18 protein-coding genes, 1 tRNA gene and 2 pseudogenes are annotated in these 15,180 nt (G+C 55.3%); 4 read left to right on the top strand and 17 right to left on the bottom strand.

Going from position 1 to position 15,180, the window contains the following annotated elements:
* The first annotated feature begins 61 nt into the window (after positions 1-61).
* Together dnaG and rpoD are read left to right on the top strand one after the other, a co-directional pair.
* Entirely contained in the window at positions 62-1,807 is a 1,746-nt protein-coding gene (dnaG, locus tag ACVCAM_RS13010; RefSeq protein WP_023294585.1) for a DNA primase, read from the top strand.
* Between the two features lie 154 nt (positions 1,808-1,961).
* Positions 1,962-3,809, top strand: a complete 1,848-nt coding sequence (gene rpoD / locus ACVCAM_RS13005; protein WP_008503184.1) for an RNA polymerase sigma factor RpoD — start codon at positions 1,962-1,964, stop codon at positions 3,807-3,809.
* A gap of 97 nt (positions 3,810-3,906) precedes the next feature.
* On the opposite strand, the gene mug is transcribed toward rpoD, so the two are convergent.
* Positions 3,907-4,413 carry a G/U mismatch-specific DNA glycosylase gene (mug, locus tag ACVCAM_RS13000; RefSeq protein WP_032675517.1) on the bottom strand — a complete coding sequence of 169 codons (507 nt, stop codon included), beginning with the start codon at positions 4,411-4,413 and terminating at the stop codon, positions 3,907-3,909.
* A 124-nt stretch (positions 4,414-4,537) separates the two neighbouring features.
* On the opposite strand from mug, the gene ACVCAM_RS12995 reads away from it, so the two are divergent.
* A tRNA-Ile gene (locus ACVCAM_RS12995) sits at positions 4,538-4,613 on the top strand.
* A gap of 161 nt (positions 4,614-4,774) precedes the next feature.
* Here ACVCAM_RS12995 and ACVCAM_RS12990 read toward each other — a convergent pair.
* From ACVCAM_RS12990 to ACVCAM_RS12920, 15 genes and pseudogenes are all read right to left on the bottom strand, one after another.
* Positions 4,775-5,116 (bottom strand): TA system toxin CbtA family protein, encoded by a 342-nt coding sequence (locus tag ACVCAM_RS12990; RefSeq protein ID WP_045268641.1) that lies wholly within the window; start codon positions 5,114-5,116, stop codon positions 4,775-4,777.
* Positions 5,117-5,136: 20 nt separating this feature from the next.
* A complete protein-coding gene (locus ACVCAM_RS12985) occupies positions 5,137-5,454 on the bottom strand; it encodes a type IV toxin-antitoxin system YeeU family antitoxin (protein ID WP_045268640.1) in 318 nt (105 codons plus the stop codon).
* 19 nt (positions 5,455-5,473) lie between these two features.
* Positions 5,474-5,695, bottom strand: coding sequence for a DUF987 domain-containing protein (locus tag ACVCAM_RS12980; RefSeq protein WP_106929599.1), 222 nt, complete (start codon positions 5,693-5,695; stop codon positions 5,474-5,476).
* 8 nt (positions 5,696-5,703) lie between these two features.
* Entirely contained in the window at positions 5,704-6,180 is a 477-nt protein-coding gene (locus ACVCAM_RS12975; RefSeq protein ID WP_023336794.1) for a JAB domain-containing protein, read from the bottom strand.
* 15 nt (positions 6,181-6,195) lie between these two features.
* On the bottom strand, positions 6,196-6,654 hold the full coding sequence (locus ACVCAM_RS12970; protein ID WP_000211838.1) for an antirestriction protein: 459 nt from the start codon (positions 6,652-6,654) through the stop codon (positions 6,196-6,198).
* A gap of 97 nt (positions 6,655-6,751) precedes the next feature.
* Positions 6,752-6,991, bottom strand: coding sequence for a DUF905 domain-containing protein (locus ACVCAM_RS12965; RefSeq protein ID WP_000194654.1), 240 nt, complete (start codon positions 6,989-6,991; stop codon positions 6,752-6,754).
* 76 nt (positions 6,992-7,067) lie between these two features.
* Positions 7,068-7,535, bottom strand: a complete 468-nt coding sequence (gene ykfB, locus ACVCAM_RS12960; protein WP_001581459.1) for a protein YkfB — start codon at positions 7,533-7,535, stop codon at positions 7,068-7,070.
* Between the two features lie 23 nt (positions 7,536-7,558).
* The gene (locus ACVCAM_RS12955; protein WP_000824223.1) at positions 7,559-8,002 is read right to left on the bottom strand and encodes a YfjS/YafY family lipoprotein; all 444 of its coding nucleotides are present in this window, start codon (positions 8,000-8,002) and stop codon (positions 7,559-7,561) included.
* Positions 8,002-8,238, bottom strand: coding sequence for a protein YpjK (ypjK, locus tag ACVCAM_RS12950; protein ID WP_001144031.1), 237 nt, complete (start codon positions 8,236-8,238; stop codon positions 8,002-8,004). The genes ACVCAM_RS12955 and ypjK overlap by 1 nt, the downstream gene beginning before the upstream one ends.
* A 40-nt stretch (positions 8,239-8,278) precedes the next feature.
* Positions 8,279-8,980: a DeoR family transcriptional regulator gene (locus ACVCAM_RS12945; protein ID WP_006812588.1), complete on the bottom strand. Its 702-nt coding sequence runs from the start codon at positions 8,978-8,980 to the stop codon at positions 8,279-8,281.
* Positions 8,981-9,196: 216 nt separating this feature from the next.
* On the bottom strand, positions 9,197-10,018 hold the full coding sequence (locus ACVCAM_RS12940) for a DUF932 domain-containing protein (protein WP_000197389.1): 822 nt from the start codon (positions 10,016-10,018) through the stop codon (positions 9,197-9,199).
* A gap of 91 nt (positions 10,019-10,109) precedes the next feature.
* The gene (locus ACVCAM_RS12935) at positions 10,110-10,973 is read right to left on the bottom strand and encodes a GTPase family protein (RefSeq protein WP_001065553.1); all 864 of its coding nucleotides are present in this window, start codon (positions 10,971-10,973) and stop codon (positions 10,110-10,112) included.
* A 154-nt stretch (positions 10,974-11,127) separates the two neighbouring features.
* Positions 11,128-11,709 (bottom strand): annotated as a pseudogene (locus ACVCAM_RS12930) (IS3 family transposase); the annotation flags it as partial.
* The gene (locus ACVCAM_RS12925) at positions 11,667-12,095 is read right to left on the bottom strand and encodes a hypothetical protein (protein WP_032638336.1); all 429 of its coding nucleotides are present in this window, start codon (positions 12,093-12,095) and stop codon (positions 11,667-11,669) included. The gene ACVCAM_RS12925 and the pseudogene ACVCAM_RS12930, both read right to left, overlap by 43 nt.
* A gap of 48 nt (positions 12,096-12,143) precedes the next feature.
* Positions 12,144-12,361, bottom strand: a pseudogene (locus ACVCAM_RS12920) (PadR family transcriptional regulator); the annotation flags it as partial.
* Positions 12,362-12,600: 239 nt separating this feature from the next.
* On the opposite strand from ACVCAM_RS12920, the gene ACVCAM_RS12915 reads away from it, so the two are divergent.
* Complete coding sequence (locus ACVCAM_RS12915) at positions 12,601-13,371, top strand: siderophore-interacting protein (RefSeq protein WP_007372176.1); 771 nt, start codon at positions 12,601-12,603, stop codon at positions 13,369-13,371.
* Between the two features lie 103 nt (positions 13,372-13,474).
* On the opposite strand, the gene ACVCAM_RS12910 is transcribed toward ACVCAM_RS12915, so the two are convergent.
* On the bottom strand, positions 13,475-15,124 hold the full coding sequence (locus ACVCAM_RS12910; RefSeq protein WP_111986677.1) for a glycerone kinase: 1,650 nt from the start codon (positions 15,122-15,124) through the stop codon (positions 13,475-13,477).
* Positions 15,125-15,180 lie beyond the last annotated feature (56 nt).

Below are 15,180 nucleotides of genomic sequence, written 5' to 3'. Positions count from 1 at the left end.
GTGCTTCCGGAAGGAATGCGCGGCTTGTTTTCGTTTATAAGTCGCTTAAATTTTGGGGCATATGGCCGGAAGAATCCCACGCGTTTTCATCAATGACCTGCTCGCCAGAACCGACATCGTCGATCTCATCGACGCGCGGGTAAAGCTGAAGAAGCAGGGCAAGAATTACCATGCGTGCTGTCCGTTCCATAACGAAAAAACCCCCTCCTTCACCGTAAACGGTGAAAAGCAGTTTTACCATTGCTTCGGCTGTGGTGCTCACGGTAATGCCGTCGATTTTTTAATGAACTACGACAAGCTCGAGTTCGTTGAAACCGTCGAAGAGCTGGCGGCAATGCATAACCTTGAAGTGCCGTATGAAGCTGGCAGTGGGCCAAGTCAGATCGAGCGCCATCAACGGCAAACGCTGTATCAACTGATGGATGGCCTGAATTCGTTTTACCAACAGTCTCTTAAGCACTCTGCGGCTGAACCTGCGCGTCAGTATCTGAACAAGCGCGGACTGAGCGACGATGTCATTGCGCGTTTCGCTATTGGCTACGCCCCGCCCGGCTGGGACAACGTGTTAAAACGTTTTGGCGGCAATAGCGAAGATCGTAAGTCTCTCATCGATGCAGGCATGCTGGTCACCAACGACCAGGGACGAAGCTACGACCGCTTCCGCGAACGGGTAATGTTCCCAATCCGCGACAAGCGAGGCCGGGTAATTGGTTTTGGTGGTCGCGTGCTGGGTGATGCCCTGCCGAAGTACCTCAACTCCCCGGAAACCGATATTTTCCATAAGGGCCGCCAGCTTTACGGCCTTTATGAGGCGCAGCAGGATAACGCGGAACCTCCGCGTCTTCTGGTCGTCGAAGGCTATATGGACGTCGTTGCGCTGGCGCAGTACGACATTAACTACGCGGTTGCGTCGTTAGGAACGTCCACGACGGCGGATCACATCCAGCTGCTGTTCCGCGTGACCAACAACGTGATTTGTTGTTACGACGGAGACCGCGCCGGACGCGATGCCGCCTGGCGCGCGCTGGAAACCGCGCTACCCTATATGACCGACGGGCGTCAGTTGCGCTTTATGTTCCTGCCCGACGGTGAAGACCCGGATACGCTGGTGCGTAAAGAGGGCAAAGCGGCGTTTGAAGCGCGGATGGAGCAGGCACAGCCGCTCTCCACGTTTTTGTTTAACAGCCTGATGCCGCAGGTCGATTTGAGTACTCCTGACGGGCGCGCGCAGCTCAGCACGCTGGCGCTGCCGTTAATCAGTCAGGTGCCCGGCGAAACGCTGCGCATCTACCTACGTCAGGAGTTAGGCAACAAGCTCGGCATTCTGGATGACAGCCAGCTTGAACGTTTAATGCCTAAACAGGCTGAAAACGGTGCGGTTCGCCCCGCGCCTCAGCTAAAACGCACAACCATGCGTATACTGATAGGGTTACTGGTACAAAACCCCGAGCTGGCGCCACAGGTGCCGTCGCTGGCGGGTTTGAACCACGAAAAATTGCCCGGGCTTGGCTTATTTTCAGAACTGGTCAACACCTGTTTGTCTCAGCCAGGTCTGACCACCGGACAACTTTTAGAGCATTATCGCGGCACAAAAGAGGCCGCTACCCTTGAAAAATTGTCGATGTGGGACGATATAGCAGATAAGGACATTGCAGAAAAAACGTTCACTGACTCACTCAACCATATGTTTGATTCGATGCTTGAGCTGCGCCAGGAAGAGTTGATAGCTCGCGAGCGCACACACGGTTTGAGCAGCGAAGAACGCCGGGAGCTCTGGATGATTAACCAGGAACTGGCGAAGAAATAAATAAATTTAACGGCTTAAGTGCCGAATATCGATCGGGAAGCCCCCGGCAGCCGCACTGAGAGGCAGCGGCAAAAATATAAGTACGCCCTCGCTTTAAAGGTTGGCAGCCCCATCGCCGACACCAATCAAACGAATTAAGTGTGGATACCGTCTTATGGAGCAAAACCCGCAGTCACAGCTGAAACTTCTTGTCCAACGTGGTAAGGAGCAAGGCTATCTGACCTATGCCGAGGTCAATGACCATCTGCCGGAAGATATCGTCGATTCAGATCAAATCGAAGACATCATCCAAATGATCAATGACATGGGCATTCAGGTGATGGAAGAAGCACCGGATGCCGATGATCTGTTGCTGGCTGAAACCTCCAACAACACTGACGAAGATGCGGAAGAAGCTGCTGCACAGGTACTGTCCAGCGTGGAATCTGAAATCGGGCGTACCACTGACCCGGTCCGCATGTACATGCGCGAAATGGGTACCGTTGAACTGTTGACCCGCGAAGGCGAAATTGACATCGCAAAACGCATCGAAGATGGGATCAACCAGGTTCAGTGCTCTGTTGCCGAGTACCCGGAAGCGATCACCTATCTGCTGGAGCAGTACGATCGCGTTGAAGCGGAAGAAGCGCGCCTGTCTGACCTGATCACCGGTTTTGTCGACCCGAACGCTGAAGAAGATATGGCACCTACCGCCACTCACGTCGGTTCTGAACTGTCTCAGGAAGAGATGGATGATGACGAAGACGAAGATGAGGAAGAGAGCGACGACGACAGCGCCGATGATGACAACAGCATCGACCCGGAACTGGCGCGCGAGAAGTTTGCCGAGCTGCGTACCCAGTACGAAGTGACGCGTGACACTATCAAAGCGAAAGGCCGCAGCCACGCAGCCGCTCAGGAAGAGATCCTGAAACTGTCTGAAGTGTTCAAACAGTTCCGCCTGGTGCCAAAACAGTTCGACTACCTGGTGAACAGCATGCGCGTGATGATGGATCGCGTACGTACCCAGGAACGCATCATCATGAAGCTGTGCGTTGAGCAGTGCAAAATGCCGAAGAAGAACTTCATCACCCTCTTCACCGGCAACGAAACCAGCGAAACCTGGTTCAACGCGGCTATCGCGATGAACAAGCCGTGGTCTGAAAAACTGCACGACGTGAAAGAAGACGTGTATCGCGGCCTGCAGAAGCTGCAGCAGATTGAAGAAGAGACCGGCCTGACCATCGAGCAGGTTAAAGATATCAACCGTCGCATGTCCATCGGTGAAGCGAAAGCCCGCCGTGCGAAGAAAGAGATGGTTGAAGCGAACTTGCGTCTGGTTATCTCTATCGCCAAGAAATACACCAACCGCGGTCTGCAGTTCCTGGATCTGATTCAGGAAGGCAACATCGGTCTGATGAAAGCGGTAGACAAGTTTGAATACCGTCGTGGTTACAAGTTCTCCACCTACGCAACCTGGTGGATCCGTCAGGCTATCACCCGCTCTATCGCGGATCAGGCGCGCACCATCCGTATTCCGGTGCATATGATTGAGACCATCAACAAGCTCAACCGTATTTCCCGCCAGATGCTGCAGGAGATGGGTCGCGAGCCGACGCCGGAAGAGCTGGCCGAGCGCATGTTGATGCCGGAAGACAAGATCCGTAAAGTGCTGAAGATCGCCAAAGAGCCAATCTCCATGGAAACACCAATTGGTGATGATGAAGATTCGCATCTGGGTGATTTCATCGAGGATACCACCCTCGAGCTGCCGCTTGACTCTGCCACCACCGAGAGCCTGCGTGCCGCAACGCACGACGTTCTGGCTGGCCTGACCGCCCGTGAAGCGAAAGTGCTGCGTATGCGTTTCGGTATCGATATGAACACCGACCACACGCTGGAAGAAGTGGGTAAACAGTTCGACGTTACCCGCGAACGTATCCGTCAGATCGAAGCGAAGGCGCTGCGTAAGCTGCGTCACCCAAGCCGCTCTGAAGTGCTGCGTAGCTTCCTGGACGACTAATCTGTTCTGACAGTGAAAAAGCTCCCCTCGGGGAGCTTTTTTTATTGCCTCGACCTGTGGGAAAGGGTCAGGGTGAGGGCATCAGGCCGTAGAAGCCCTAAAGCCCCCGCACCATCAGCGCCTCATCCAGCTCTCTGTAGGCCTCCACCAGCTTGTCCAGCGTCGCCCTGTTGAGCCCGCTCGGGTTCGGCAACACCCACACCTGCGTAACGCCAATCATGATGCTCTGCTTACCCCACTTAGCCCCGCGCTGGCTGAATGCCTGCTCGTAGGCCTGCTTGCCGAGGATCGCCAGTGCGGCCGGCTGGTAGTCTTCAATCTTCTTCACCAGCTCCCGCCCGCCGCTGCGCAGTTCATGCAGGTTGACCTCGCTTGCCTGTACCGTCGGCCGCTCGACCAGCATGGTAATTCCGCAGCGCGTATCCAGCAGGTGCAGCTCCTCTTCGGGCTTGAGTAACCTGTCGGTAAATCCGGCCTGATAGATCACCTTCCAGAAGCGATTGCCCGGATGGGCAAAGTGAAAACCGGTGTGCGCCGAGGACTTGCCCGGGTTGATTCCGCAGAACACCACCCGCAGGCCAGGGGCCAGAATGTCGTTGATCATCTTTACTCCCGCTGATACATCGTTATGGAAGTATAAAGGATTGATTATGCGTTGTTTATAAAAACAGCAGGCAGGTGTGAATGGCTGGATTGCTGCGGGGAGTTACTTTATAATTCACCGCCACGGCCCCTTAGCTCAGTGGTTAGAGCAGGCGACTCATAATCGCTTGGTCGTTGGTTCAAACCCAACAGGGGCCACCAGATAAAACAAGGAGTTAGATGAGAAATCGTCTAACTCCTTTTTCTTTGGATGCAATTTGGGTCAGGTAATGGGTCAGGTAAGGAATTGCTACCCTGCCCTCTTCATCTCGCTGCCAGCATCCCCGGATAGTGATGAAAGCCAGTAGCACTGCCTGTAATATTCACCGTACCAAATTTTTACGGCTTTGCCGCAACAAGCCAGTTGCCTGCCGTGCTCGCAGAATGTCTACAGCCCGGAGATAAGGGGATTGTTCCTGCCAGCTAAACCCCTTCCTGTCGATACGCACCAGTTCGTATTTTTCCACCAGAAAATTCACGGCATCAGCCAGCGAGATCCCGGCATCGATATGTTCCTGTATAACACGTTCCTTACTGAACGGTGTGTCGTTGAGGGTGAGACCATAGTGCTGTTCCAGCAGGCGTGTCAGTAACATTTTCCAGATAGCCACGGGTGACAGGCAGGGCTTCACCACCCGCAGAGTTGTTGCAGGTAAAGTTTTCATGTTTGCTCTCGTGAAGGTAATTAACGCTGAGTGGGGTAAATGGCGATGTATACGTAGCCGCAACTGCCAAGGGTGTCGGCTTCACAGGTAAAACCGTTGTGGTACAGGGTGACGCAGTGGGCATGTTGGGGGCTGAGTTCACCGGTGGTCAGCATCGATTCCATCTGGCGGATAAAGTGCTGGAATGTGTCATCCAGCTTCAGGCATTCGACGTCACTGAACATACCGGTGATGCTGGCCCGGTCAGCCAGGTAGTGCAGTCGGTTGCCCTCCTGTACCAGACGGGCTCCCAGGCGCGGCGTGATATTCCGCTGCAGGCCCCAGATGATGTGGGTCATGGCGGCTCTCCTTTTATTGTCAGTTCAGGGTGATGCTCATCAGGCAGGTATAGGGCCCGTTACGGTCCTGGCGGCGTTCGGCGTATACCGCGAGGACTCCGGTGATATCCGGAACGTCCCTGCCGGTGTAATGACAGACGCTACCGTGCCACTGGTATTTGCCGGTGCAGTAGCGAAAGATTCGGGACTCAGGATGCTGGCGGTATATCGTCATTGCCCTGCGTTTACTGATAATTTTCATGTAATACCTCAAAGCAGACCGTGTTCTGCGAACGAATAGATTTGCCTGCCACCGACAATCAGATGGTCAGGGACACGGATATCCACCAGCTGAAGCACCTGAAACAGTCGCTGCGTGAGGGTTTTGTCGGCCTGGCTAGGTGTCGTCTCGCCGGAAGGATGGTTATGCGCGAGTATCACCGCCGCCGCGTTGAAGTGCAGAGCACGTTTGACCACCTCCCGGGGATGCACCTCGGTGCGGTTAATCGTGCCGGTGAAGAGCGTTTCATGGGCAATCAACTGATTCTGGTTGTCCAGATACAACACCCGGAACTCTTCCCGCTCAAGCGCGGCCATATGCAGTCGCAGCCATTCACGTACGGCGTGGGTAGAGGTGAAGGCTACGCCGGGCTCATGCAGGTGGCGGTCCAGAGCCCTGAGCGCCCGCTGAATGAGACGCCGGTCCTGTGGCGTCATCTCGCCGGGTAAAAAGGAAAGCTGTTTCATCTGTTGCTCCTTCGGTCAGTCGATAATACGCAGAATGGCGTGAGCCTCTGGATGTTGCATGGCATACTCCCGCAGGCGGTAATAGTGTGCGGTCATCGCGTCACATTCTGTACGGCAGGCATGGTGGCTATACGCAATCAGGCAGACAGCAATACCTGCTGCTTCTGCACTCATTTGGGCATCGTTACCGTTCAGGCAGTTAAACAGACGCCATGTCTCATCGTTGTCAGGCTCGGGGGACATAAATGCGCCGCCATTGCTGAGGGTGTAGAACGACCAGATACCACCGCTGTAGCCCTCACAGAAGCGGTCCATCCAGGCGAAGATATGCGGCTCCAGGAGTAGCCACTGCGGGATAGCGCCAAAGTACTGTGGCCAGAAATCGATACGCTGTTCATCGGGGACCGGCGTGACGGTCAGTTCAAATTCGGGTTGGTTAGCGGGTGCGAGGTCGTGCTGCGTCTGTGTTGTCATGGGTATGTCTCCGTCAATAAAAACGCCAGCGGCGATGGCTGGCGTATGGGGATATAAAGTGTGTTCGGGGAGGTGAATGCGGGTAAATGCTTCGCGATCAGCGGGTGGCCGTGTCTGTACGGATGCCTGAGGTGCGGATATAGCGGTTAAGACCTTCACCGGCATCCGGCTCAAAGTTCCATGCCCGCCAGACCATCCGGCCTTCAGTATCACGAACCACCAGACGGAAGTGACTGCCCTGGTCGTCTTCGAGTGTGATATTGCTGTACGTGGTAGTGACCGCTTGCGCTTGTCTCCGGGTGAAAGGCCCCGGTGGCAGCAACACGGATTGGGTCATTTTCGGGCTCCTGATAAAAGAAAACCCCGGCAGCCTGCTAGCTGTCGGGGTGGATTTGCTGGGGAAGATACTACTATCAGTCGTTGCTGCAGTCTCCGAGAGTGGACAGAACTTTCTCAGCGTTCTTCCGGTCCGCAGTGAAGGTCCCTGCTTTGTGGTCATTGACGTAGACGTCGAACTGCCCGGCCTCAGAGATATTGCTGATGAAGTCAAACCAGGCGTTATCGCCGTTACGCCAGCCCAGGCTGGACGGAATAATGTACTGCTGGTGATCCATCACTACGGTGATAGTAGTGTCGTCATCGTGCGAACTGACCATCTTGTCATCGGCAAGGGTAAGAAAGACTGAATGCTGATAAAAACCATTCTGGTCCGGGTTACCTGTGCAGTTGATGGTAAACGTCTTCCCGCTGGCTTCGGTCACACTGTATTCCGTATTGCCCTGACCGTAACCCTGCTGCCAGAACCCCGGGATAGCAGAGGCATTAAAGCTCGCGAGCAGTACACCCACCAGCACAAACCGACTTAGTGAACGTATTGTCATTTCTGTTTCCTTTATCGTTGTTTTTATTCCTGATTGTCAGGGTTCGAGGGTATCAGTAGCTGCCCCATCAGTTTGCCGTCATGGGCGTACTCAAAGTATTTTTCTTTGGTATACGGGTCCGTCACCTCCTGGTATTCCAGTTTGATGTTATCGGCAATACACAGCGCATTCATCAGTGGCTGGACGGTTTTTTCCTGCATATCCACGAGGTAGTAGTAACTGCCATCCTCGCAGCCATCGGGCGACTGGCGGGTACGTAAAACCTGCAAGGTGGGACCGGATAAGTAGTCAACCTGTGACCATTCTTCGCTGACATCATCCTGGTGGCTGACCACATCACTGAAACGCGGTGGGGTGAGGTCCTTAAATTTACTGATGGCCTTCAGGTCATCACTTCTGTCATCGCATGCGATGAGAAACAGAGTGGTGGCAACCAGCGCCAGCAGAGGCAGTGTTTTACGTTTCATTATTTTTTTCCTGAAATCAGACGAACCACTTTGGCAAAGACATAAATGCCCACGAAAATACCCACCGGCACGCCGACGAACGGTGTTAGCGCGACACTGGCAGCACCGGCTGCGCCACCTCCCGTCAGCAGTGCGGCAACAGTGGCAAGGGTCAGGGCCGCGAGACTGTCGGACACCCCGGTTTTGTTCAGAATGATGACGATGACAACAATGGCGATAATGGCAATAACGGGCATAGGGCTCCTCCCTGTTGCCGGGTTGATAACAACGCTTGCGCTATTCTGGTGAGCTGTTGGCCGGAACAAACGTAAGCAGTGACTGCTGGATAAAGCGAAAATGGGGTAAGGACTGAATAAAGCCCGGGTCTTCAACAAGACGACACAGACTGTCGTTACGCCGGAAAGTCTCCTGCAGGGGCTGAACCAGATGGATTTCATCCAGGGAGAATACGGCGATATGTCCGTCGTGCTCTGCCACCAGATACCAGGCCTGCTGGTGGATAAGTAACCGGCAGGGAGCCAGCCGCTCACAGCGCTGCCCCTCGGCAATCAGCGTCACCCGCCTGCGCCCGGTAATGGCCTGAATCAGTCGCCAGAAAGACAATGCGCCTGATGGCGAAGGAGCCGGACTGGCGGGTGCGATTACGCAGGGAGACTCATCGCACATCAGCAGTGCGTTTACCAGACGACGGTCAAAGCCAGGGAAAAGACCGGCCATCCCGCTGCGGTGGGCAAAGATAAGCACGTCGGGCACCATCTGCGTCTCACTGCCCGCAGTGCGTAAGCGGCAATATCCGGACTGATACTCCAGGTCCAGATACATCAGCCGCTCACGAAAATCACGCCGCAGCGTGCGCACCGACACACCAAACTCAGCGGCAAGCTTACGCACACTCAGCGTTTCCCCTGCCACCAGACGGCTGATTATCAGTGACAGCCTGACAGCCAGCCGGTCATGGCGGCGTTCTGCCTGTGTCATGAGACGTTCTCCGTGAAAGTTAACTGACTGAAAATGATGTGATTACTTTAAAGAGGGGGTCGGACAGGGTATGGACACCACAGAAACTATTTTTCATTTCTGCAAAAGCCAGAGGCAGCGGGGGTTACAGGCCTTCCCTCGGTGAGTGAGGACCGTCAGCACGGTGCGATGCGGACAGGTGGTGTCCGATATTAACAAAGCAGCAACATTAAACGGTCACTGCAGTTGCGTGAGCAGGGCTTCCGCCATCACCCACAGTGCCCGGTTAAGTTTCACGTCCCCGTCGATACCGCGAACGGCACGGGTATGTGACCGTCCTCCTTTGGCATTACGGCCACTGAGCCCGCCCTTAATCAGGTTCTCCTGAATACGCTGGTACGTGGTCCACAGGTCATTGCTCTCATCCTGCCAGCGGCGAGGGGAGAGGATCTGCGATTCAGTCACCGGCTGGTGGTCTTCACCAAAGCGGTATGTGAGGGCGGCTTTTGCCAGTGCCTGCTGTGCCGGGGGTGGCAACAGCAACGACTGCATGGCATCCCGTTTCTCCTCCACCCGGTCAAAAATCCCCAGCACCTCATACGCGCCTTCAATCACCTGACTCACCACGTCCCCCTTGTGTGGCACCCGCACCTCGCCAAACGACTCACCGCAGACGAGCCCGTTCTGACAAACCGCACGAAATAGTCCCGGCAACATCTGATACGAACTGGTTCCATCGTGAGAGTTGAGTAGAATAATTTCCGGCACCTGTTTACCGGTGATCTGCCCTTCCCGCCGCAGACGCAGCATATGCTTTGTATGTTCACGACGACCCGGGTCACGCACTCGGGTCTGACAGGCAAAGAATGGCTGGAAGCCTTCTCGCTGTAGGCTGTCGAGCAGGGAGATGGTGGGTATATAGGTATAACGCTCACTACGGGACTCGTGTTTGTCCTCACTGAATACACTGGGCACTACGCGAAACAGCTCTTCACGGGTTAACGGACGGTCGCGACGGATAAGGTTTGCTGCGCCAAAGCGCGAAGCCAGACGGGTCATAAGCAGACTCCTCATAACGGGAAAACAAATAAAAGGGATCCCCGTCGCATCGGCGACAGGGGCAGGGAAGTAACAGGGATGGGTTAAATACTCAGAAGAAGAAATCCCAGACGGCGCGGGCCACTGACACCACCGTGGTGCGCACGGCCTGAATGACGGCCCGCACCGGGGCGGGTATCAGGGGAAAGGCACTGATGCTATCGAGTACGGCCCCGACGGTTTCACCAAAATCGCTACGAGCCTGTTCCCGGACTACCGTCGTGCGAAAGGAAGGATGGAGTTGCGACACCACCGGGCTGGTGGCCTCACGTGGCAGGCACTTAATCATCCGCTCGGCCATCACCTTAAGCCCCCATTGTAGACGGACCGACACAGCACACACCGGATGGACGGGCTGGAACAGCTCATGCAGCAGGCAGATTTTGCGGCTGATATTCTGCTTCTGCGCCGTGGACAACTGTCCCCCACCGCTGGTAGGTTCGGCCTTATCCGACTGGCTGATAACAAACAGCACCTTATGCCGGTATACCTCTCCAATCACCTGATGATAAAAATGTTCATCCACCGTCAGCGCCCGGTCATCGGCCTTAATCAGCCACAGTACCAGGTCGAGGCGAGGAAGCTGTTCGCGGTACAGCGCAGCATACTCGGTATCGCGAGCGCCACTTTCGCCCACGCCGGGCAGATCCATCAGCGTTATATAGCGGTCGCCGACTTGCAGGCGAAAGCGCAGTGGCTCACGTGTACAGGCCGCCACATCGCTGACCGGTGATATATCTCCGGCAAACAGGGCATTGCACAGACTGCTCTTCCCAACACCGGTTTTACCCATAATGCCGATCACTGGCTCGTAGTTAGTTAACTGGTTAATTTGCTGCAGAAGCCGCTCTGATACCCATTGCGGCAGATCAGCAAGCGATTGCTGAAACGACTTCAAACCTTCAGAATTATTCATCACTACTCCTCTGAAAAATAATAAAAAACGGTAGAATCGTGAGATTCCGCCGTTAATTGCGTATGTTCAGAGTGATGATATATATCTGAAGATTTTTTCAATCCTCTGCGCTTGAGGCAGCTGCGCGACTGCTGGCTGAATCGCCACGGATAATTTAGACACTTCCGAGCCGTTGATAATACTGGTTTTCATATTCTGTCGGTGACATCTGATCGCTGGAACCATGCCGACGCTTACTGTTATAAAACATTTCGATGTAATCAAAAATATCGCTGCGGGCTTCTTCCCGCGTTCCGTAGATCTTTTTCTTTATCCGTTCGCGTTTCAACAACTGGAAAAAGCTTTCTGCAACCGCATTATCATGGCAATTACCGCGACGGCTCATACTGCCCTCCAGCCCGTGTGATTTCAGGAACGACTGCCACTCATAGCTTGTGTACTGACTGCCTTGATCAGAATGAACCAGCACCTGCTTTTGAGGATTACGTCGCCACACGGCCATCAGAAGTGCATTCAGGACAATATCCTTTGTCATCCGGGGCTGCATTGACCAGCCAATAACTTTGCGCGAGAACAGGTCAACAACAACAGTCAGATACAGCCAGCCTTCGTGAGTCCGGATGTAGGTGATGTCCGTTACCCAACGCTCATCCGGTGCTTCCGGGTTGAACTGCCGCTGGAGCCTGTTGGGCGTCACGATGCTGGTTTCACCCTTACGTGCCCGTGGGCTACGGTATCAATGGCTTCAATGAATGGGGTTGCTTGGTCTACATCTAGCAGTAGACCGTACGCATCGGTCACTTCCCATCCTTTAGTAGGTATTTTTTCAATACGTTCGCCGCGCGCACCCGCGCGTAGCCATAGCAACGGCGCAATGCGAACAAAGGCCAAGTTGTGGCTAACCGACTTCTCAGCTTCGTAGGTCAGAGTGAAAAACTCGGCATTTTCCTCAAAACCGTCAGACATTGGGAACTCGTCTGTAAACCTATAATTGCCCTTAATCGGTTGTTCATTCGGCGTTTTGCCTGTGATAGCAGCTTGTACACGTGGTTTGGTGATATAATCACAGATCCCCCACTTTTCCCAATCAGGATCTCCAGGCCTTAAGCCCTGTTCGCGCAATTTTTTCTGTTCGTCGGCAGCGACTTCGTTGTTAGTGACGGAGATGCACTGGCGACGACCACCACCTCCGCCGCGACCGTGGCGGCGTCCGCACCCTGTTCGTGGTGATGTTCCTGGTGACAGCCTGCGTGGCGATGCTCTTCACTTTTGCAGCAGCCTGCATGGTGCTCACTGTGGCGGCTTTCGTGGTGATGTCCTTCACCCTTGCAGCAGCCTTCGTGTTGGTGCTCTGTATGTTTACAGCAACCTTCATGATGGTTTTGCATCATCGTCTCCTGATGTTATTTAGATATATCTAATTTATATCTAAAGTTTATCGACTTGCAAGTCTATAAAATAATTTTTGTTTAATTTGATGATTATTAATGGTTTTTATGGATTGCTGATAGCTGTTTAATCTCAAGCTGACTATATCAAAAAAGTGCTTGCAATCTTTTTGATTAGCAATCATTATCATTTAAAAATAAATTTAGATATATCGTATTATCTTCACGAAGGCGAAAAAATGACAAAAAACACCTCACGCTACCCACAGCGCGTGCGTAACGAACTACGTTTTCGCGAATTAACCGTGCTGCGCGTTGAGCGTATCGGCCAGGCGTTCCAGCGGATCGTGCTGGGGGGCGAGGCGCTGGATGGCTTTGTTTCACAAGGTTTTGACGACCACACCAAACTGTTTTTCCCGCAGGCGGGCAGCGTATTTACGCCGCCGGAAGTGACCGACGAAGGCATTAACTGGGGCGAGGGCGTGCGCCCGGCGACCCGCGACTACACGCCGCTGTACGATGCCGAACGCCACGAGCTGGCTTACGATTTTTATATCCACGATGGCGGTATTGCCAGCCGCTGGGCGCTGGAAGCCAACATCGGCGATAAGCTGGTGATCGGCGGGCCGCGCGGCTCGCTGGTGGTGCCGGAAGATTACGCCTGGCAGCTTTATGTCTGTGACGAGTCGGGCATGCCGGCGCTGCGCCGTCGCCTGCTGGGATTACGTCAGCTGCCGGTGACGCCGCAGGTGACGGCCATCGTCACCGTCGCGGATGCTTCGTATAAAGATTATCTGGCGGATCTCGACGGCTTTAATATCGAATGGGTGGTAGGCCACAACCCGGCGTTCGTCGCCGAGCGGCTGGCTCAGGTCAAGGTGCCGTCAGAAGATTATTTTATCTGGCTGACCGGAGAAGGCGGCGTGGTGAAATCGCTGCTGGCGCGCTTTGAGGAGCCGAGTATCGATCAGCAACTGGTGCGTTCGCAGGCGTACTGGCATAGCAAATAATCGGCAGTGTGGTAAACCCGGATGGCGGCGCGTTGCGCCTTCTCCGGGCTACCTTTCAATGGTGTTATGTCGCCCCGGTAAGCGCAGCGCCACCGGGTGAGGCTTAGCGTTCCGCCAGCGCCTTAAACACCATCGCCACCGCGTGGGCGCCGGGGTCCATATTGCCGAGCAGGCTCTCGCTATTGAGATAGGAGGCGCGTCCGGCGCCGGCTTTGCTCGACTGGCAGGTGCGATCCGCGCCGGCCTGCGCCGCGGCGAAAGCGGCCTGCAGATTATCCGGTTCGGCCAGCAGCGCCGCCAGCGCCGGCTGTAGAGCGTCAATCATCGTCCGGTCGCCCTCATCGGCGCCGCCGTAAAATTTCATCTGCCCCAGACCGGCGTTCAGCGCTTCCGCCATGCTGGCGCCTTGCTCCAGCTTCTGCGCGGCGGCGGTGAAGAAAATCGACATCAATACGCCGCTGGAGCCGCCCATCACCACCGTCAGGCGTTCGCCAATTAGCGCGAACAGCGTGGGTAAATCATTGAGCGGCAGTTGCTGGCGTTGCAATAGAGCGGCAATCTCACGCGCGCCAGCGGCGAAAGTGGAGCCGGTATCGCCGTCGCCCACTTTGGCGTCAAGCGCGTTGAGATGGGTTTCGAGGCCGGAGAGGGTGCTGGTCACCTGCGCCACGTAATCGCCCACCTGCGGGTTGGCCGATGGCGTAAAGGCGACGCGTGCGCTGGCGAGCGCGGACGGCATGATATTAACAGCCCGCGGCTGCACCGGCTTCTGCCAACTGGCGGTTTCGACATCCGACAGCAGCGCCTTTTCAATGCTCTCTTCCAGCACGATAGTGGTCAGCGAGAAGCCTTTCATATCCAGCGCCGTTACCAGCGAAGCCGGGCCAATCAACCAGTCAACGCGCGCATGGAGTGGGGTGTTGGCCAGCTCGCGGGTCAGAATCGCCATCTCGGCCACCGACACGCCGCCGAGATTATTGAGCATCACCGCCAGGCGGCCGGTTTCAGGTAGGGCGGCGGTCAGCTTCTCTACCATAATCTGCATGATTTCCGCGCTGTTATGGGTCGCGATCGTCGAGGCTCCCGGTTCGCCGTGGATGCCCATCCCCAGCTCGGCGTGGCCGGGCTGATGGCGCGGCGCGCTTTCCGCTTCCTGCGGCAGGTGACAGCTGGCCAGCGCCACCCCGATGCTGGCGGTATGGTTGGCGGCGTATTGCGCTTCACGCAGGACGGTGGCGAGGTTGAAGCCGCGCTCGGCGAAATAGCCCGCCACCTTATGCACAAGAATAGTCCCGGCGATACCGCGCGGCTGTTTGTTATCCGGCAGCGAAATATCGTCGCCGACGATCAGCATCTCTACGTTATAGCCAAGACGGCGCGCTTTCTCCGCCGCGAGGCCGAAGTTAAGCCGATCGCCGGTGTAGTTTTTAACGATCAGCAGACAGCCCGCCTCGCCGGTCACCGCCTGAATCGCGGTGAGTACCGCATCGACGCTCGGCGAGGCGAACAGATCGCCGCAGACCGCGGCGGTCAGCATGCCTTTACCAATAAAGCCGACGTGCGCCGGTTCGTGTCCTGAACCGCCGCCGGAAATCACCGCCACGTTGTTTTTATTCAGATCGCGGCGTACCACTACACGGATCGCCGGGTCGCTCTCCAGGCGGGCGAGGTTGTTCCACGGGCTGGCAATAATGGTTCCCTCGATCACGTCGTTAACGAGGCTGGCGCGCTGGTTAAAAAAGAATTGAGACATAGTGGTTCCTGATCAGTAAGCGAAAACTCACCCTCCGGAGGCGGGCCCCCGGAGTG

This window comes from Enterobacter sp. CFEC122 (assembly GCF_052983755.1).
Note: the sequence above shows the minus strand (reverse complement) of the source record. Positions and strands in the feature narration are given on the sequence as shown.